Raw genomic sequence first — 14,435 nt, forward strand, 5'->3', positions numbered from 1 at the left:
TTCTAATCGCAAAGCCGGTTTCCACTTTTGCGGAACGCGCTCTAGGTTCGCTGCAGGCTTTCCACGAGCTCGCGGGCGTAGGGGGCGAGCTGTTCGAGACGGCGGACGCAGATGGTGAGTTCGCGCCGCGCCCAATCGTCGGTGAGGTCCACTATACCCAGCTCCATGGTCCTGGAGGCGCGGCGGGCGGTGGTTTCGGGGACGATGCCCACCCCGACATCGCATTCCACCAGCCGGCAGACCGCGTCGAAGCTGCGAAGCTGGACGCGCAGGCGCAGGGGCCGCCCCTCGCGGGCGGCCTTGGCCGAGAGGAAGCGCTGGAGAGAGCTCGCCCGGTCGAGGCCCACGAGATCGCAGCCCAGCACGTCGGCGAAGGTCATGGAGTCCCGCCTGGCGAGGGGGTGCATGGCGCTGGTCACCACCACGAAGCGGTCGGAGCGGAAGGGAAAGGTCTCCAGACTGCCCATGTCGACCGTGCCGGCGACGATGCCGATGTCGCCTACGCCTTCGGCGACCAGGCCGACGATCTCGTCGGACAGGCGCTCTTCCAGATTGATGCTGACGTGCGGATGGTCGGCCAGGAACCGACTGAGCGCCTCGGGCAGGAATTCGGTCAGGGCGTTGGTGTTGGCCAGCAGCCGCACCTCGCCCGAAAGCCCGCCGGCATAGGCGCCGAGGTCCTCCCGCAGCCGGGCGGTCTGGGAAAGGATGGTTCGGGCGTGCTTCAGGAGCGTCCGGCCCGCCGGGGTCGGCGTGACCCCTTGGCGCGAGCGTTCCAGCAGCGGCGCGCCTAGCGCTTCCTCCATATTGCGGATCCTGGTGGAGGCCGCGGCCAGGGCCAGCGCGCAGCGCTCGGCCCCGCGGGTGATCGAACCGGCGTCCGTCACCTCGCAGAACAGCCGCAGGTCGGTCAGGTCAAAGCGCATCCTTCGTCTCCGGCGAAGGATGATTACGGGAAAGACGCATTGCATCAAAAGAAAAAGCGAAGGAACTTCGGCGACGGCGAAGGGGAGGTCGCAAGTTCTTCGATGGGCTTGGGCTGCGTCTTCGTTGACACCCGAAGGCGTCGGCTTAAAAGCGGGCCGCTCCTTCCAGACCGGAACGCCCATGACCTTTGCACCACGTGAACGCCCGCTCTCGCCGCACACCACCATATGGCGCTGGCACGCGACCATGGCCACGTCGATCCTGCACCGCGTCACCGGCTGCGCCCTCTATGGCGGCGGCCTGATCCTGGCGCTGTGGGCGCTGGCCCTTGCCTCCGGCCCTGAAGCCTATGCGACCTTCAAGGCCGTGCTGGGCTCCTTCCCCGGCAAGATCGTCATGTTCGGCCTCACGCTGTCGGTCTTCTACCACCTGGCCAAGGGCGTCCAGCACCTGATCTGGGACCTGGGCCACGGCTACAAGGTGCAGACCGCGACCATGGGCGCGATCGTCTGCATCGCCTTCTCGATCGCCGCCACCATCGTGGTCTGGATCATCGCCGCCATGACGGGAGCGCTCTGATGTCGGGCTTTCGCACCCCCCTTAGCCGCGCCCGCGGCCTGGGCGCCGCCAAGCACGGCGTCGGCGCCTGGATTTCGGAACGCGTCTCGGCCGCGGCCCTGGTCCCGCTCGTCCTCTGGGGCGTCTTCGCCGCCATCCGGCTGGCGAGCCTGGACTATTACGGCGCGGTCGCCTGGATGACGTCGTCGGCGCTGAACCCGACCCTGCTGGTCCTGCTGATCGTCGCCTCGTTCCTGCACATGCATGGCGGTCTGCGGGTGGTCATTGAGGACTACATCGAAAAGCGCGCGAGCCGCGCCGGCCTGCTGCTTCTGAACCTCTTCGCCTGCGCCCTCTTCGGCGCCCTGGCGGTCTTTTCCATCCTGAAGGTCGCGCTGGGAGGCGCTGTCTGATCCCATGGCGAGCTACGAGTTCATCGATCACAAGTTCGACGTGGTGGTCGTCGGCGCGGGCGGTTCGGGCCTGCGCGCGGCTCTCGGCTGCGCCCAGGCGGGGCTGAAGACCGCCTGCATCACCAAGGTGTTCCCGACCCGCTCGCACACCGTGGCGGCGCAGGGCGGCATCTCGGCCAGCCTCGGCAACATGGGCCAGGACGACTGGCGCTGGCACATGTACGACACCGTCAAGGGGTCGGACTGGCTGGGCGACCAGGACGCCATCGAATACCTCTGCCGCAATGCGCCGGCCGCGGTCTACGAGCTGGAGCACTGGGGCGTGCCGTTTTCGCGGACGCCTGAGGGCAAGATCTACCAGCGCGCCTTCGGCGGCATGACCAAGAACTTCGGCGAAGCCCCGATCCAGCGGACCTGCGCGGCGGCCGACCGCACTGGCCACGCCATGCTGCACACGATGTATGGCCAGAGCCTGGCGCACGACACCGAGTTCTTCATCGAGTACTTCGCCCTCGACCTGATCATGGACGAAGGCGTCTGCCGCGGCGTGACCGCGTGGAAACTCGACGACGGCAGCCTGCACCGCTTCCAGGCCCAGCAGGTGATCCTGGCCACCGGCGGCTACGGCCGCGCCTACTTCTCGGCGACCAGCGCCCACACCTGCACCGGCGACGGCGGCGGGATGGCCCTGCGCGCCGGCCTGCCGCTGCAGGACATGGAGTTCGTGCAGTTCCACCCGACCGGCATCTACGGCGCCGGCTGCCTGATCACCGAAGGCGCCCGCGGCGAAGGCGGCTACCTGACCAATTCCGAGGGCGAGCGCTTCATGGAGCGCTATGCGCCGTCCGTTAAGGACCTGGCGCCTCGCGACATGGTCAGCCGCGCCATGACCATCGAAATCCGCGAAGGCCGCGGTGTTGGTCCGAAGAAGGACCACATCTTCCTGCACCTGGATCACCTGGATCCGAAGATGCTGGCCGAACGCCTGCCGGGCATCTCGGAAAGCGCCAAGATCTTCGCTGGCGTCGACGTGACCAAGGAGCCGATCCCGGTCCTGCCGACCGTCCACTACAACATGGGCGGCATCCCGACGAACTTCTTCTCGGAAGTCGTGACCCGCGACGGCGACAACCCCGACAAGGTGGTTCCGGGCCTGATGGCCGTGGGCGAAGCGGCCTGCGTGTCGGTGCACGGCGCCAACCGCCTCGGCTCCAACTCGCTGATCGACCTGGTGGTGTTCGGCCGTTCGGCGGCCCTGCGCTGCGCCGAGACGATCAAGGCCGGCGCGACCCAGCCGGAACTGAAGCCGGCCATGACCGACGGCCACCTCGCCCGCTTCGACAAGTTCCGCAACGCCAACGGCGGCACCCCGACCGCGGCCCTGCGTCTCGAGATGCAGCAGGCCATGCAGGAGGACGCCGCGGTGTTCCGCACCACCGAGGCGCTGGCCTCGGGCGTCAAGCGCCTGGAAGCGGTGCATGCCAAGCGTCCCGACCTGAAGGTCAGCGACCGTGGCCTGATCTGGAACACCGACCTGCTCGAAACCCTCGAGCTGGACAACCTGATCGGCCAGGCGACGGTGACCGTCGTCGGCGCCAGCAACCGTACGGAAAGCCGCGGCGCCCATGCGCACGAGGACTATCCGGACCGCAACGACGAGCAGTGGATGAAGCACACCCTCGCCTGGTTCGACGACGCCACCGGCAAGGTGCGCCTCGATGACCGGCCGGTGCACAGCTTCACCATGACCAACGACATCGCCTACATCCCGCCGAAGGCGCGGGTCTACTAGGCCCTGTCGATGATCCGTCTTCCCTCCATGCTCAACGCGTCCGCGTCCAAGGAAAGCGTCTGATGGTCCAGCTCTCCCTGCCCAAGAACTCCCAGATCCAGAAGGGCCGTCACTTCGCCGCGCCGGCCGGCGCCAAGAAGGTCAAGACGTTCCGGATCTATCGTTACGATCCTGAAGGCACGGAAAACCCGCGCTGGGACACCTATGACGTGGACGTTGACGCCTGCGGCCCGATGGTCCTGGACGTCCTGATCCATATCAAGAACAACATCGACCCGACCCTGGCCTTCCGCCGGTCGTGCCGGGAAGGGGTCTGCGGCTCCTGCGCCATGAACATCGGCGGCCGCAACACCCTGGCCTGCACCCACGGCCACGACGAGGTCCCGGGTGGCCAGTGCCAGATCAGCCCGCTGCCGCACATGGCGGTGGTCAAGGACCTGATCCCGGACCTGACCCTGTTCTATGCGCAGTACGCCTCGATCGAGCCGTGGCTGCACACCACCACGCCCGAGCCGCAGAAGGAGTGGCGCCAGACCCCCGAGGACCGGGAGAAGCTGGACGGCCTCTACGAGTGCATCCTCTGCGCCTGCTGCTCGACCTCGTGCCCCAGCTATTGGTGGAACGGCGACAAGTATCTCGGCCCGGCCGCCCTGCTGCACGCCTACCGCTGGCTGATCGACAGCCGCGACGAGGCCACCGGCGAGCGTCTGGACGAGCTGGAAGACCCCTTCAAGCTCTATCGCTGCCACACCATCATGAACTGCGCCCAGGTCTGCCCGAAGGGTCTGAATCCCGCCAAGGCGATTGGCGAGATCAAGAAGATGCTGGTCGAACGGGTCGTCTAAGGCTTTTTTTGGATCGGCGCACGATCCGAACTGTGTTTGGAAAGTTGACGCCGCCGTCACTTTTCTGCATGGGGCATATATGAGCCAATCGGATGCGCATGTTGTGATCCTTGGGGCGGGCCATGCCGGCGGCACGGCCGCGGCCCTCCTCCGCCAGTACGGCCACACCGGCCTGATCACCATGGTGGGGGAGGAGCCGATCCCTCCCTACCAACGGCCGCCTCTGTCGAAGGCCTGGCTGAAAGGCGAGGCGGACGCCGATTCCCTCGCCCTGAAGCCGCTCGAGTTCTACGGCGAGCAGAACATCGACTTCCGGCCGAACCTGAAGGCCGTAAAGCTGGCCCGGTCGGATAAGACCGTGACCCTCTCCGACGGCTCCATCGTCTCCTATGACGTCCTGATCATCGCCACCGGCATGCGGCCGATCCGCCTGCCGATCGAGGGCGCTGACCTGGAAGGGGTGCTTACACTGCGCTCGGCCGCGGACGCCGAGGTGATCAAGGCGGCCCTGGGCCCCGGCAAGCGCCTGGCCATCATCGGCGGCGGCTATATCGGGCTGGAGGTCGCGGCCTCGGCGCGCGCCCTGGGCGCCGAGGCGGTGATCATCGAGCGCGAACCCCGGATCCTGGCGCGCAGCGCCTGCGAAGCGCTTTCCAACTTCTTCCACGGCTATCACCTGTCGCGCGGCGTCGAGTTCGTGCTGGGCGCGGGCGTCGAAGCCTTCGTGGGTGAAGGCGGCAAGGTGACGGGCGTTCGGCTGGCCGATGGCCGGGTGATCGAATGCGATGTCGTGCTGCTGGGCGTGGGGGCCGTCCCGAACGACGAGATCGCCCGGGAAGCCGGCCTGGAGTGCGCCCGCGGCATCGTGGTGGACCTGGAGGCCCGCACGGCCGATCCGAGCGTCTTCGCCATCGGCGACGTGACCCATCGCCCGCTGCCGCACTATGGCCGCATGTTCGGCCCCGAGAGCGTGCCGAGCGCCCTGGAGCAGGCCAAGCAGGCCGCCAGCGCCATCACCGGCCGGGCGGCGCCCACGCCGGAGGTGCCGTGGAACTGGTCCGACCAGTATGACCTGAAGCTGCAGATCGCGGGCCTGCCCTTCGACGCCGACAAGATCCTGCTGCGCGGCGATCCGGCCTCGGGCAAGTTTGCCGTGTTCCACCTGAAGGGCGATCAGGTGCAGTCAGTGGAGGCGATCAACTCGCCGCCGGAATTCATGATGGGCAAGCAACTGATCGCCAACCGCAAGTCGGTCGATCCCGCCAAGCTCGCCGATCCGTCCGTTTCCATGAAAGAGGTCGCCGTCTAAACGGCGACGAAGGGGAGTAAATGGCCAAAATCACCTATATCGAGCATGACGGCACCGAACATGTCGTCGACGTGAAGAATGGCCTGACGGTCATGGAAGGCGCGGTCAAGAACAACATCCCGGGTATCGACGCCGACTGCGGCGGGGCCTGCGCCTGCGCCACCTGCCACGTCTATGTGGACGAGGCCTGGCGCGAAAAGACCGGTTCGACCTCCGCCATGGAGGACTCGATGCTGGACTTCGCCGAGAACGTCGAGCCGAACAGCCGCCTGTCCTGCCAGATCAAGGTCACTGACGCGCTGGACGGCCTGATTGTCCGCATGCCGGAAAGCCAGCACTAGGCTTGAGCCCAGAACGAAAACGGCCCGGCGTCAGGCCGGGCCGTTTCCATAGCTATGTCCTGAGCTCTCAGGCGGCGTGTTCGCGCAGGCCATCGAGCTGGGAGATTATGGTCACCATGGCGCTCGAAGGCAGGATGTCGTCCTGGCCGTAGTCGCCGGACTCGATGATCGCGGCCAGACGGTCGCGCGCGCGGCTCACCCGGCTCTTGATGGTGCCGATAGCGCAGCCGCAGATTTCAGAAACCTCTTCATACGAAAGACCGCCGGCGCCGATCAGGATCAGCGCTTCACGCTGGTCGTCCGGCAGGCAGGCCAGGGCGCGTCGAACCTCGTCCAGCTCGAGGCTGGCGATGGGGTTGGAGGCCGCCTCCAGCGTGCGTTCGGCCACTTCCGGGTCGAGCTGGCTGGAGCGCCACGAGCGCCGCTTGTCGGAGTAAAACTGGTTGCGGAGGATCATGAAGGTCCAGGCCTTCATGTTGGTGCCCGGCTGATAGCTGCCGCGGTTGTTCCAGGCCTTCAACAGGGCGTCTTGAGCCAGGTCGTCTGCGGCCACAGCGTCCCGGCAGAGAGAGCGGGCGAAGGCCCGCATCTGGGGGATGAGGCCGGTCAGCTCGGCCTTGAAGATGTCGTCCGCGCGATCCTGGTCAGTCATGTGGTCACCTTCCATTCAGGCGGGGAGCCTACGCGCCCCTCGTGTCCTAAACGCGGCGAACCCCCGAAAGCTCCAAAACAGCTCAGAATCCGAGCTCGGGATGGCCGGCAGCGCCCTGGGCCGCCTCGGGCAGGTGACAGGTGAAGGTCGCGCCCGCGCCCGGCTCGCTTTCCAGGGCCACCCAGCCGCCATGCAGCTCGACCAGCGCCTTCACCAGGGCCAGGCCCAGGCCGGGCCCGCCGCGCTCGCGGCCGATGAAGCGGTCGAAGATGTGCGCCTGGACGTGGAACGGGATGCCGCGGCCGGTGTCGGTGACCTGGAGCTGCACCTCGCCCAGCCCGCGGCGCGCCGCCAGGGTGACGGTTCCGTCCGGCGGGGTCTGGCGGATGGCGTTCTCGGCCAGGTGGTCGAGGGTCTGGGCCAGACGGCGCACGTCGCCGCGCAGCAGACCGATGGTCGGCGAGTGCTCGATCCTGATCTTGACCCGCGCAGCGGCCGCTTCGCCCGCCCACCGCTCGGCGGCCTTGGCGATAAGGTCGGCGACGTCGACGTCTTCGAGGTCCAGCGCCATCTCGTCGGCGTCGATCTGCGCCATGTCGAGGACGTCGTCGATGGAGCGGGCGAGCTGGGTGGCGGCGATGCGGACGGCCGCGGCGTGGCCACGGCCCCGTTCCGACAGGTTTTCGCCCGAGCGTTCCAGCAGCTCCGAATAGCCGATGATGGTGGTGAGCGGGGTGCGCAGCTCGTAGGAGACGTTGCCGACGAAGTCGCGCTTCAGGCGTTCGGCCTCGGCCAGGGCGGCCGAACGGTCGGCCAGAGCGCTCTCCAGCTTGCGGGCGTCGGTGACGTCGGCGAAGGCGATCAGGGTCGCCCCGTCCGGCAGCGGGCGGCTCTGATAGACCACGATACGGGAGTCCGAGGTCTTTACCTCGCCCGAGATCGGGGCGCGCGCCTGCGGGTCGGGATCGGCCACCCGGCCCTTCAGCTCGCGCCAGAAGCCCATGTCGTGCAGCCGCGGCACGCAGAGATCGACCACGCCCTCGAAGTCGTGAGCCATGTCGAGCTGGGCCGGGGTTACGTTCCAGAACTGCTCGAAGGCTTCGTTGTGCAGGCGCAGGCGGCCGTCGGAGCCGAACACGGCGACGGCGTCGTTGAGCTTGTCGAGGGTGGCCTGCTGCACCTGGATCTGGGCGTTGTACTGGGCCTTCAGGCGCAGCTCGCCGGTGATGTCGGAGAACAGCAGCACGACGCCGCCCATGGGATGGGGCTGGCGGCCGACCTTGATGGTCCGTCCGTCGGGCAGGCTCCAGAGGTCGTCGGGGCCCGCGGCGGTGTCCTCGTAGCGGTCGAGCTCGGCGGCCTTCCACCGTGCATAATCGACGGTTTCGGGTAGCCGCCGGCGCTGGCGCAGGCGATCGAGCACCTCGCCGTGGGTGGGGCGCTCGACCAGCCAGGCGGGCTCCAGGCCCCAGAGCTCGGCGAAGGCGGTGTTGTGGAATAGCAGGCGCTTGCCCTCGCCGAAGATGGCGACGGCGTCGGCGATGTGGTTCAGGGTTTCGTCATGCGCCTCGACATGGCGCTTGAGCCCTTCGCGCAACTCCTCGGTCTCGGTGATGTCGTCGGCCCAGACGCCGACCCCGCCGCCCTCCAGCGGCTGGGCGGTCAGCAGGAAGGCGCGGCGGCGGCCCTCCACGGCGGTCCAGCGCACCGTCTGGCGACGCGCGCCGAGGTTGGAGGCCTCGGCCACCAGGCTGTCGGCGGCCTTGTCGAAGGAGACGCCGCGGGCCAGGGCCTCGTCGAGGGTGGCGGCGCCGGCGGCCTTCAGCCAGGCGGCGTTGACCCATAGCGGGGCGCCGTTCGCCGCGGCGATCCAGGCCGGGGCCGGGCGGCCGTCCAGGAAGGCGGCGAAGCGCGGGGCGGTCGGCAGGCCAGCGTCGTGGCCGATGACGGCCGAGAGCCGCAGCCAGGCCAGGGCGCCGGCCGCGCGGCCCTCGACAGCCACCACGCCCTTGGGGCCGTGGGCCTCGAAGGCGCAGGCCTCGCCGCGTTCGAACAGGGCGAGCAGGCGGCGGGCGTGATCCGGGTCGGCGCGCATGAAGGCCGAGATCAGGGCCTGCGGGTCGCCAGGCGGCGCGCCCATGGCCTGGGCGCAGATGGCCAGGCTTTCTTCGCCCGAGGTGAGGGAGGCGCGGCCGTCCTCGACCGAGAGCAGCGCGGAGTCGAAGGCCTCGACCGAGGCCTGGGCCGCGTCGGCGGCGGCCTCGAGTTCGGAGATACGCCCGCGCAGGGCCGCCAGCCGGGCCTCGTTGCGTCGCCGCTGGTCCACCAACCAGAACATCGCGCAGAGCGCCAGGAGCACGGCGCCGGCTGCAGCGCCCAGGATCAGATCTTGTTCGCTCATCGCTGCTCCGTCGCCGCCCCGGGACGGCGAATCATCTCAATGCGACCATAGTTTGGTCCGCGCATTTGGGCGATGATCGGCAGGTCATGACCGCCGTCCTCTATCCCGTCGCCGCAAACCCTGACGAAGCCTTCCGGACGCCGCGCGGCCGGGCGGCTCGGGAGCGTGAGGCTCGGGCGCTGGCTGGCGAGGCCGTGGCCTTCGTCACCGAGGCGGTGGGGCCGGCCTATGCGACGCGGGAGGCGGCGCTGGACGCCCTGGCCGGACGCATCGAGGACGACCGGCCCGGCCGCAGCGTGCAACTGGCGGCCGAGGATCGCATCCTGGCCCTGGTCGAGCAGGTGGTGCCGCACGGCCGCAAGCGCTCGGCGCCAGCGCCGGTCCAGCCGACCTTCGAGAGCGGACGGCGCTGGCCTTCGCCGCCGCCGGCGCCGGAAACCGTCTGGCGGGCCATGATCTCCTACTGGCGCGTAGGGCTTCCGCCGCCCCGCCCGGAAAGCCGGGACCAGGCCCGGCAGGCGCGACGCAAGGCGAGGGGCGGCGTCGACCAGGAGACGTTGCGCGCCTATACGCGCCAGCCGCTGCGGGCCGTCAAACCTCAGCAGCCCCTTGATATCGGGCTTTTCGAGACCAGATTGCCGGAGGCCCCCCACATAGTCGTGCCTGATGAGTGAACCCTACGCCGGCCTCGCGCCCTCCCTCGACGATCTCGCCGCCCTGGCCGAGGCCGCCTTCGCCGCCCTTCCGGAGGGCTTCCGCAAGCTTGCCGGGGAGGTGGTGTTCCGCGTCGACGACTTCGCCTCCGACGAGGTGCTGGACGAACTCGACATCGAGGACCCGTTCGAGCTGACCGGCCTCTATCATGGGGTCAATCTCGGTCACCGCTCGGTGTTCGACCCGTCGCCCGCTCCCTCGCGCGTCTTCCTCTATCGGCGGGCCATCCTCGACGAATGGGCGGCGCGCGGGGACGTGACCCTGGCCGAACTCGTCGGCCATGTGCTGGTGCATGAGATCGGCCACCACTTCGGCCTGAGTGACGACGACATCCACGCCATCGAGGCCGCCGCCGAATAGCTGACGCCCATCCCTGAAAATGACGGGGGCGTCATTTTCCTTGACTGATCGCTGTTCTCTTGAGAGGCTTTTCGAAAGAGGAAACAGCGGGCGACAACGAGCGCCCTGTCGAGGAGGACGACCGATGGCCGCCGACGGCAACATCACCAAGGACATCATCTACGACGCCGTCGCGCCGGACGACTTCGAGTCCATGCTCGAACTGGACCGCTACAACGCGCGGTCGACGGCCTTCGACAAGATCATCTCGGCCACCCACGACCACTTCTGGGATCCACTCGACAAGAAGTACATCGACTTCGACGAGCCCTTCGACATGGAAAACGAGATGCTCCTACCCGAGGACATGATCGTCTCGCTGTCGACCGACTACGTCTCCAACCACCTCTCGGACTGGAAGACCCGGGTCCGGTTCGCCAACCAGTCGGCGCTGCGCTCTTTCTCGTCGATCCTGCACGGCGAGCAGGGCGCGCTAAACCTCTCGGCCAGCCTCTGTCACGTGCTGAAGGACCAGGGCGCGCAGGAATACGCCGCCAACCAGACGCGCGAAGAGGCGCGCCACGTCACCGCCTTCGCCAAGTACATCAAGGCCCGCTGGGGCCGGCCGGTGGAATGCGGCCCGACCCTGAAGGCTCTGCTGGTCGAGATCATCGGCAGCCCGGCGGTCTACAAGAAAATCATCGGTATGCAGATGCTGGTCGAGGGCCTGGCCATGGGCGCCTTCGCCACCTTCTTCAACAACATCCGCGACCCGATGGGGAAGAAGCTGCTGCAGCTCGTCATGACCGACGAGGCCTTCCACCACAAGTTCGGGAAGATCTGGGCCGACCGCACCATCCCGCACCTGACCGAAGCCGAGCACGAGATCATCGAGACCTGGGCCGCCCACTGCTTCCAGACGCTGCTGTTCAACCTGGTTTCGCCCAGCCAGCAGCGCGACCTCTACGAGGAGTTCGGCCTCGATCCGGACCGCGTGATCGCCGAGATGGCCGAGATGGTCACCGACGAGACCCGCCGCGAGAACATGAAGGAGCAGAGCAATATCTTCCGCGTGCTGGTGAAGACCCTGCTTAACGCGGGGATCATCACCGACCGGACCCGGGCCTTCTACGCCATGTACGTCGACCTCGATGAGCTGAAGAACGAGGGCGAGAAGATGGTCGGCGACGTCATCGCCGAGGAGGGGATCAAGTATCTCCAGGTGGTCAATTTCAAGGACCGCGCGGCCAAGGCGGTCACCATCGCGGCCGAATAGGCGGCGCAGTCGCTTCGGCGGCGCCTCGGCCCGAGAGGGCCAGGCGCCGTTTTCGTCTCTGGCCGTGAACCCGACGCGGGCGCGATCTCCCGGTCCCTTCCCGACAGGGCCGGACTTCTGTTGCCTTGGCCGTGGGCTTGGCGCCTTCTCCGCACATGACCCTTGTCGCCTACGCCGCTGCGGCGCTTGCCGAGATTGCTGGATGTTTCGCCTTCTGGGCCTGGCTGCGGGAGGGCAGGCCGGCTTGGCTGATCGCGCCGGGCATGCTCAGCCTGGCGCTGTTCGCCTGGTTGCTGACCAGGGTCGATGCGGACGCGGCCGGCCGCGCCTATGCGGCCTATGGCGGGGTCTACATCTCCGCCTCGCTGCTGTGGCTCCTGGCGGTGGAGCGGGTGCGCCCCGACCGCTGGGACCTGATCGGGGCGGCGGTGTGTCTTGCCGGGGCAGGGATCATCCTGTTTGGCCCGCGCGGCGCCTGAGTGAACCATGATCATTAAAAATTTGACGGGAGCGTCATTTTGCTTTGACGGCCCGGACCCAGGGTGTTGCAGTTCGTCCAACGATCGAAGGGAGAACCGCCATGGGCGCTGATGGAAACATCACCAAGGACCTGATCTACGACGCCGTCGCACCGGACGACTTCGAGTCGATGCTGGACCTGGACCGCTACAACGCGCGCTCGACGGCCTTCGACAAGATCATCTCGGCCACCCACGACCACTTCTGGGATCCGCTCGACAAGAAGTACATCGACTTCGACGCGCCCTGGGACATGCAGACCCAGCCCCTGGTGAGCGAGGAGCTGAACGTCGCCCTGCAGACCGATTACGTGAAGGCCAAGCTGAACACGCCGGAACTGCGAGCCCAGTTCATCAACAAGTCGCTGCTCTATTCGTTCTCGTCGATCCTGCACGGAGAGCAGGGGGCGCTGAACCTGTCGGCCAGCCTCTGCCACGTCCTGCGTGATCAGGGCGCGCAGGAATACGCCGCCAACCAGACCCGCGAGGAGGCGCGCCACGTCACCGCCTTCGCCCGCTATATCAAGGCCCGCTGGGGCCGGCCGATCCAGTGCTCCAAGGTCCTGCAGGACCTGCTGGTCGACATCATCGGCAGCCCCGAGGTCTACAAGAAGATCATCGGCATGCAGATGCTGGTCGAGGGCCTGGCCATGGGCGCCTTCGCCACCTTCTACCAGAAGCTGGAGGACCCGCTGGGCCGTCAGCTCATGCAGCTCGTCATGACCGATGAGGCCTTCCACCACAAGTTCGGGAAGATCTGGGCCGACCGCACCATTCCGAAGCTGTCGCCCGAGGAGCACGCCATCGTCGAGGATTGGGCGGCGCACTGCTTCCAAGCCGTGCTGTTCAACCTGGTCTCGCCCAGCGAGCAGGTGGCGCTCTACGAGGAGTTCGGGCTGGATCCGAACAAGGTGCTGGAAGAGATCCAGATCATCGCCACGGATGATGCGCGCCGCGAGGACATGAAGGAGGCGACCAACATCTTCCGCGTCCTCATCAAGACGCTGCTGAACGCCGGCATCATCACCGACCGGACCCGCGCCTTCTACGGCATGTATGTCGACATGGAGGAACTGAAGTCCGAAGGCGACAAAATGGTCGGCGACGACATCGCCGAGGAGGGGATCAAGTATCTCCAGAAGATCAACTTCAAGGATCGTGTCGCCAGCACCGTCTCTATCGCGGCCGAATAGCACAAGCGGCGTTTCGCCGTGGAATCGCCGCATTTCATTCGGATACGGTTCATGCGCCCGCGGATATATTCCGCGGGCGTTTCCGTTCCAAAGATCTCCGGCTATCCCATTCGCTCCATGCGCGCCCTGGCCCTCGCCCTTTCCGCCGTCCTGCTCGCCAGCCCGGCGCTTGCCGCGCCGCCGCCGAAGCCGACCCAGCGGATCGACATCAGCCGGATGATGGGCCGCTGGTACGAGGTCGCCCGCCTGCCCAACAAGGTGCAGAGCGGCTGCCAGGGCGGCACCTCGGAATGGGTGAGGGCCGGCGACGGCTTCTCGGTGGTCCAGGCCTGCCACAAGGGCTCGCTCTCAGCGCCGCCGACGGAGTGGAAGGCCAAGGCCAAGGTCATCGACCCCCATACCAACGCGCGCCTGCAGATGACGTTCTTCAACGGGCTGGTGCGCCAGGAATACTGGGTGCTCGACTATCGCACCGACCAGGGCTGGCTGATCCTCGGCACCCCGGGTGGCCGCGCGGTCTGGCTGATGTCGGACCGCCCGACCCTGCCGGCCGCGGCCAAGAGCCAGGCGCTGGCCCGCCTCAAGCAGCTCGGTTACGACGTCACGCGGCTGGAATTCCCGCTGCCCGCGAGGAACTGAGCGCGACGTCGGAGCTGCTTGCGCCTCGAACGAAACCGGAACATGGTTTCAGGATGGACGTCACCATCGTCACGGTCGGCAGGCCGCAGATCACCTTGAACGTCACCCGGGGCGCCGCGCGGCTGCTGGCGGACCTCGGCTATGCGCCGCTGGCGGAGGTCAGCCTGCCCAACGGCCGGCGCGCTGACCTGATGGCCCTGGGGCCCAAGGGCGAGATCGCCATCGTCGAGGTGAAGTCGGGGGTCGAGGACTATCGCGTCGATCGGAAGTGGCACGAGTATCTGCCCTATTGTGATCGCTACGCCTTCGCCGTGGCGCCGGAGTTTCCGCGCGAGATCCTGCCGGAGGAGCCCGGCCTGCTGATCTGTGACGGCTTCGGGGGCGCGGTGCTGCGCGAGGCGCCGGCGACGCCGCTGGCGCCGGCCAGGCGCAAGGCCCTGACCATCGCGTTCGGGCGGCTGGCGGCGATGCGGGCGGCAGGCGTGGCGGCCACTTCCCTGGAAGGTTAGCCCGGAAGG

16 protein-coding genes are annotated in these 14,435 nt (G+C 67.5%); 13 read left to right on the forward strand and 3 right to left on the reverse strand.

Going from position 1 to position 14,435, the window contains the following annotated elements; all coding sequences use genetic code 11:
• Positions 1-41 precede the first annotated feature (41 nt).
• Entirely contained in the window at positions 42-926 is an 885-nt protein-coding gene (locus ABID41_RS09670; protein ID WP_331932626.1) for a LysR family transcriptional regulator, read from the reverse strand.
• A 181-nt stretch (positions 927-1,107) separates the two neighbouring features.
• Between ABID41_RS09670 and sdhC the strand changes: the two genes are divergently transcribed.
• From sdhC to ABID41_RS09700, 6 genes are all read left to right on the forward strand, one after another.
• The gene (gene sdhC, locus ABID41_RS09675; RefSeq protein ID WP_331932627.1) at positions 1,108-1,506 is read left to right on the forward strand and encodes a succinate dehydrogenase, cytochrome b556 subunit; all 399 of its coding nucleotides are present in this window, start codon (positions 1,108-1,110) and stop codon (positions 1,504-1,506) included.
• Positions 1,506-1,898: a succinate dehydrogenase, hydrophobic membrane anchor protein gene (gene sdhD, locus ABID41_RS09680; protein ID WP_331932628.1), complete on the forward strand. Its 393-nt coding sequence runs from the start codon at positions 1,506-1,508 to the stop codon at positions 1,896-1,898. The genes sdhC and sdhD overlap by 1 nt, the downstream gene beginning before the upstream one ends.
• Positions 1,899-1,902: 4 nt before the next feature.
• The gene (gene sdhA, locus ABID41_RS09685) at positions 1,903-3,690 is read left to right on the forward strand and encodes a succinate dehydrogenase flavoprotein subunit (protein WP_331932629.1); all 1,788 of its coding nucleotides are present in this window, start codon (positions 1,903-1,905) and stop codon (positions 3,688-3,690) included.
• 62 nt (positions 3,691-3,752) lie between these two features.
• Positions 3,753-4,535 (forward strand): succinate dehydrogenase iron-sulfur subunit, encoded by a 783-nt coding sequence (locus tag ABID41_RS09690; protein ID WP_331932630.1) that lies wholly within the window; start codon positions 3,753-3,755, stop codon positions 4,533-4,535.
• A 79-nt stretch (positions 4,536-4,614) separates the two neighbouring features.
• The gene (locus ABID41_RS09695) at positions 4,615-5,844 is read left to right on the forward strand and encodes an NAD(P)/FAD-dependent oxidoreductase (RefSeq protein WP_331932631.1); all 1,230 of its coding nucleotides are present in this window, start codon (positions 4,615-4,617) and stop codon (positions 5,842-5,844) included.
• 20 nt (positions 5,845-5,864) lie between these two features.
• Positions 5,865-6,185: a 2Fe-2S iron-sulfur cluster-binding protein gene (locus ABID41_RS09700; RefSeq protein ID WP_331932632.1), complete on the forward strand. Its 321-nt coding sequence runs from the start codon at positions 5,865-5,867 to the stop codon at positions 6,183-6,185.
• Between the two features lie 67 nt (positions 6,186-6,252).
• Here the strand turns inward: ABID41_RS09700 and ABID41_RS09705 are convergent, their stop codons facing one another.
• Positions 6,253-6,837 (reverse strand): sigma-70 family RNA polymerase sigma factor, encoded by a 585-nt coding sequence (locus tag ABID41_RS09705; protein WP_331932633.1) that lies wholly within the window; start codon positions 6,835-6,837, stop codon positions 6,253-6,255.
• A gap of 82 nt (positions 6,838-6,919) precedes the next feature.
• Positions 6,920-9,238 (reverse strand): cell cycle protein kinase DivL, encoded by a 2,319-nt coding sequence (gene divL, locus ABID41_RS09710; protein WP_354297465.1) that lies wholly within the window; start codon positions 9,236-9,238, stop codon positions 6,920-6,922.
• Between the two features lie 86 nt (positions 9,239-9,324).
• On the opposite strand from divL, the gene ABID41_RS09715 reads away from it, so the two are divergent.
• The 7 genes from ABID41_RS09715 to mmcB all read left to right on the forward strand — a co-directional run bounded on the left by ABID41_RS09715 (position 9,325) and on the right by mmcB (position 14,426).
• Entirely contained in the window at positions 9,325-9,912 is a 588-nt protein-coding gene (locus ABID41_RS09715; RefSeq protein WP_354297466.1) for a hypothetical protein, read from the forward strand.
• On the forward strand, positions 9,905-10,312 hold the full coding sequence (locus ABID41_RS09720) for a metallopeptidase family protein (RefSeq protein WP_331931979.1): 408 nt from the start codon (positions 9,905-9,907) through the stop codon (positions 10,310-10,312). The genes ABID41_RS09715 and ABID41_RS09720 overlap by 8 nt, the downstream gene beginning before the upstream one ends.
• Before the next feature lie 124 nt (positions 10,313-10,436).
• Positions 10,437-11,567 (forward strand): ferritin-like domain-containing protein, encoded by a 1,131-nt coding sequence (locus ABID41_RS09725; protein WP_331931980.1) that lies wholly within the window; start codon positions 10,437-10,439, stop codon positions 11,565-11,567.
• Between the two features lie 155 nt (positions 11,568-11,722).
• Positions 11,723-12,046, forward strand: coding sequence for a YnfA family protein (locus tag ABID41_RS09730; RefSeq protein WP_331931981.1), 324 nt, complete (start codon positions 11,723-11,725; stop codon positions 12,044-12,046).
• Positions 12,047-12,147: 101 nt separating this feature from the next.
• Positions 12,148-13,278: a ferritin-like domain-containing protein gene (locus ABID41_RS09735; protein ID WP_331931982.1), complete on the forward strand. Its 1,131-nt coding sequence runs from the start codon at positions 12,148-12,150 to the stop codon at positions 13,276-13,278.
• A 51-nt stretch (positions 13,279-13,329) separates the two neighbouring features.
• Positions 13,330-13,917 carry a lipocalin family protein gene (locus ABID41_RS09740; RefSeq protein WP_331931983.1) on the forward strand — a complete coding sequence of 196 codons (588 nt, stop codon included), beginning with the start codon at positions 13,330-13,332 and terminating at the stop codon, positions 13,915-13,917.
• A 53-nt stretch (positions 13,918-13,970) separates the two neighbouring features.
• Positions 13,971-14,426 (forward strand): DNA repair putative endonuclease MmcB, encoded by a 456-nt coding sequence (mmcB, locus tag ABID41_RS09745; RefSeq protein WP_354297467.1) that lies wholly within the window; start codon positions 13,971-13,973, stop codon positions 14,424-14,426.
• Positions 14,427-14,435: the final 9 nt, after the last annotated feature.

The sequence above is a fragment of the Phenylobacterium koreense genome, assembly GCF_040545335.1.
GTDB lineage: Bacteria > Pseudomonadota > Alphaproteobacteria > Caulobacterales > Caulobacteraceae > Phenylobacterium > Phenylobacterium koreense.

Coding starts and splice junctions, on each gene's coding strand:
- ABID41_RS09670 (WP_331932626.1), bottom strand. CDS start 926: ATGCGCTTTGACCTGACCGACCTGCGGCTGTTCTGCGAGGTGACGGAC.
- sdhC (WP_331932627.1), top strand. CDS start 1,108: ATGACCTTTGCACCACGTGAACGCCCGCTCTCGCCGCACACCACCATA.
- sdhD (WP_331932628.1), top strand. CDS start 1,506: ATGTCGGGCTTTCGCACCCCCCTTAGCCGCGCCCGCGGCCTGGGCGCC.
- sdhA (WP_331932629.1), top strand. CDS start 1,903: ATGGCGAGCTACGAGTTCATCGATCACAAGTTCGACGTGGTGGTCGTC.
- ABID41_RS09690 (WP_331932630.1), top strand. CDS start 3,753: ATGGTCCAGCTCTCCCTGCCCAAGAACTCCCAGATCCAGAAGGGCCGT.
- ABID41_RS09695 (WP_331932631.1), top strand. CDS start 4,615: ATGAGCCAATCGGATGCGCATGTTGTGATCCTTGGGGCGGGCCATGCC.
- ABID41_RS09700 (WP_331932632.1), top strand. CDS start 5,865: ATGGCCAAAATCACCTATATCGAGCATGACGGCACCGAACATGTCGTC.
- ABID41_RS09705 (WP_331932633.1), bottom strand. CDS start 6,837: ATGACTGACCAGGATCGCGCGGACGACATCTTCAAGGCCGAGCTGACC.
- divL (WP_354297465.1), bottom strand. CDS start 9,238: ATGAGCGAACAAGATCTGATCCTGGGCGCTGCAGCCGGCGCCGTGCTC.
- ABID41_RS09715 (WP_354297466.1), top strand. CDS start 9,325: ATGACCGCCGTCCTCTATCCCGTCGCCGCAAACCCTGACGAAGCCTTC.
- ABID41_RS09720 (WP_331931979.1), top strand. CDS start 9,905: ATGAGTGAACCCTACGCCGGCCTCGCGCCCTCCCTCGACGATCTCGCC.
- ABID41_RS09725 (WP_331931980.1), top strand. CDS start 10,437: ATGGCCGCCGACGGCAACATCACCAAGGACATCATCTACGACGCCGTC.
- ABID41_RS09730 (WP_331931981.1), top strand. CDS start 11,723: ATGACCCTTGTCGCCTACGCCGCTGCGGCGCTTGCCGAGATTGCTGGA.
- ABID41_RS09735 (WP_331931982.1), top strand. CDS start 12,148: ATGGGCGCTGATGGAAACATCACCAAGGACCTGATCTACGACGCCGTC.
- ABID41_RS09740 (WP_331931983.1), top strand. CDS start 13,330: ATGCGCCCGCGGATATATTCCGCGGGCGTTTCCGTTCCAAAGATCTCC.
- mmcB (WP_354297467.1), top strand. CDS start 13,971: ATGGACGTCACCATCGTCACGGTCGGCAGGCCGCAGATCACCTTGAAC.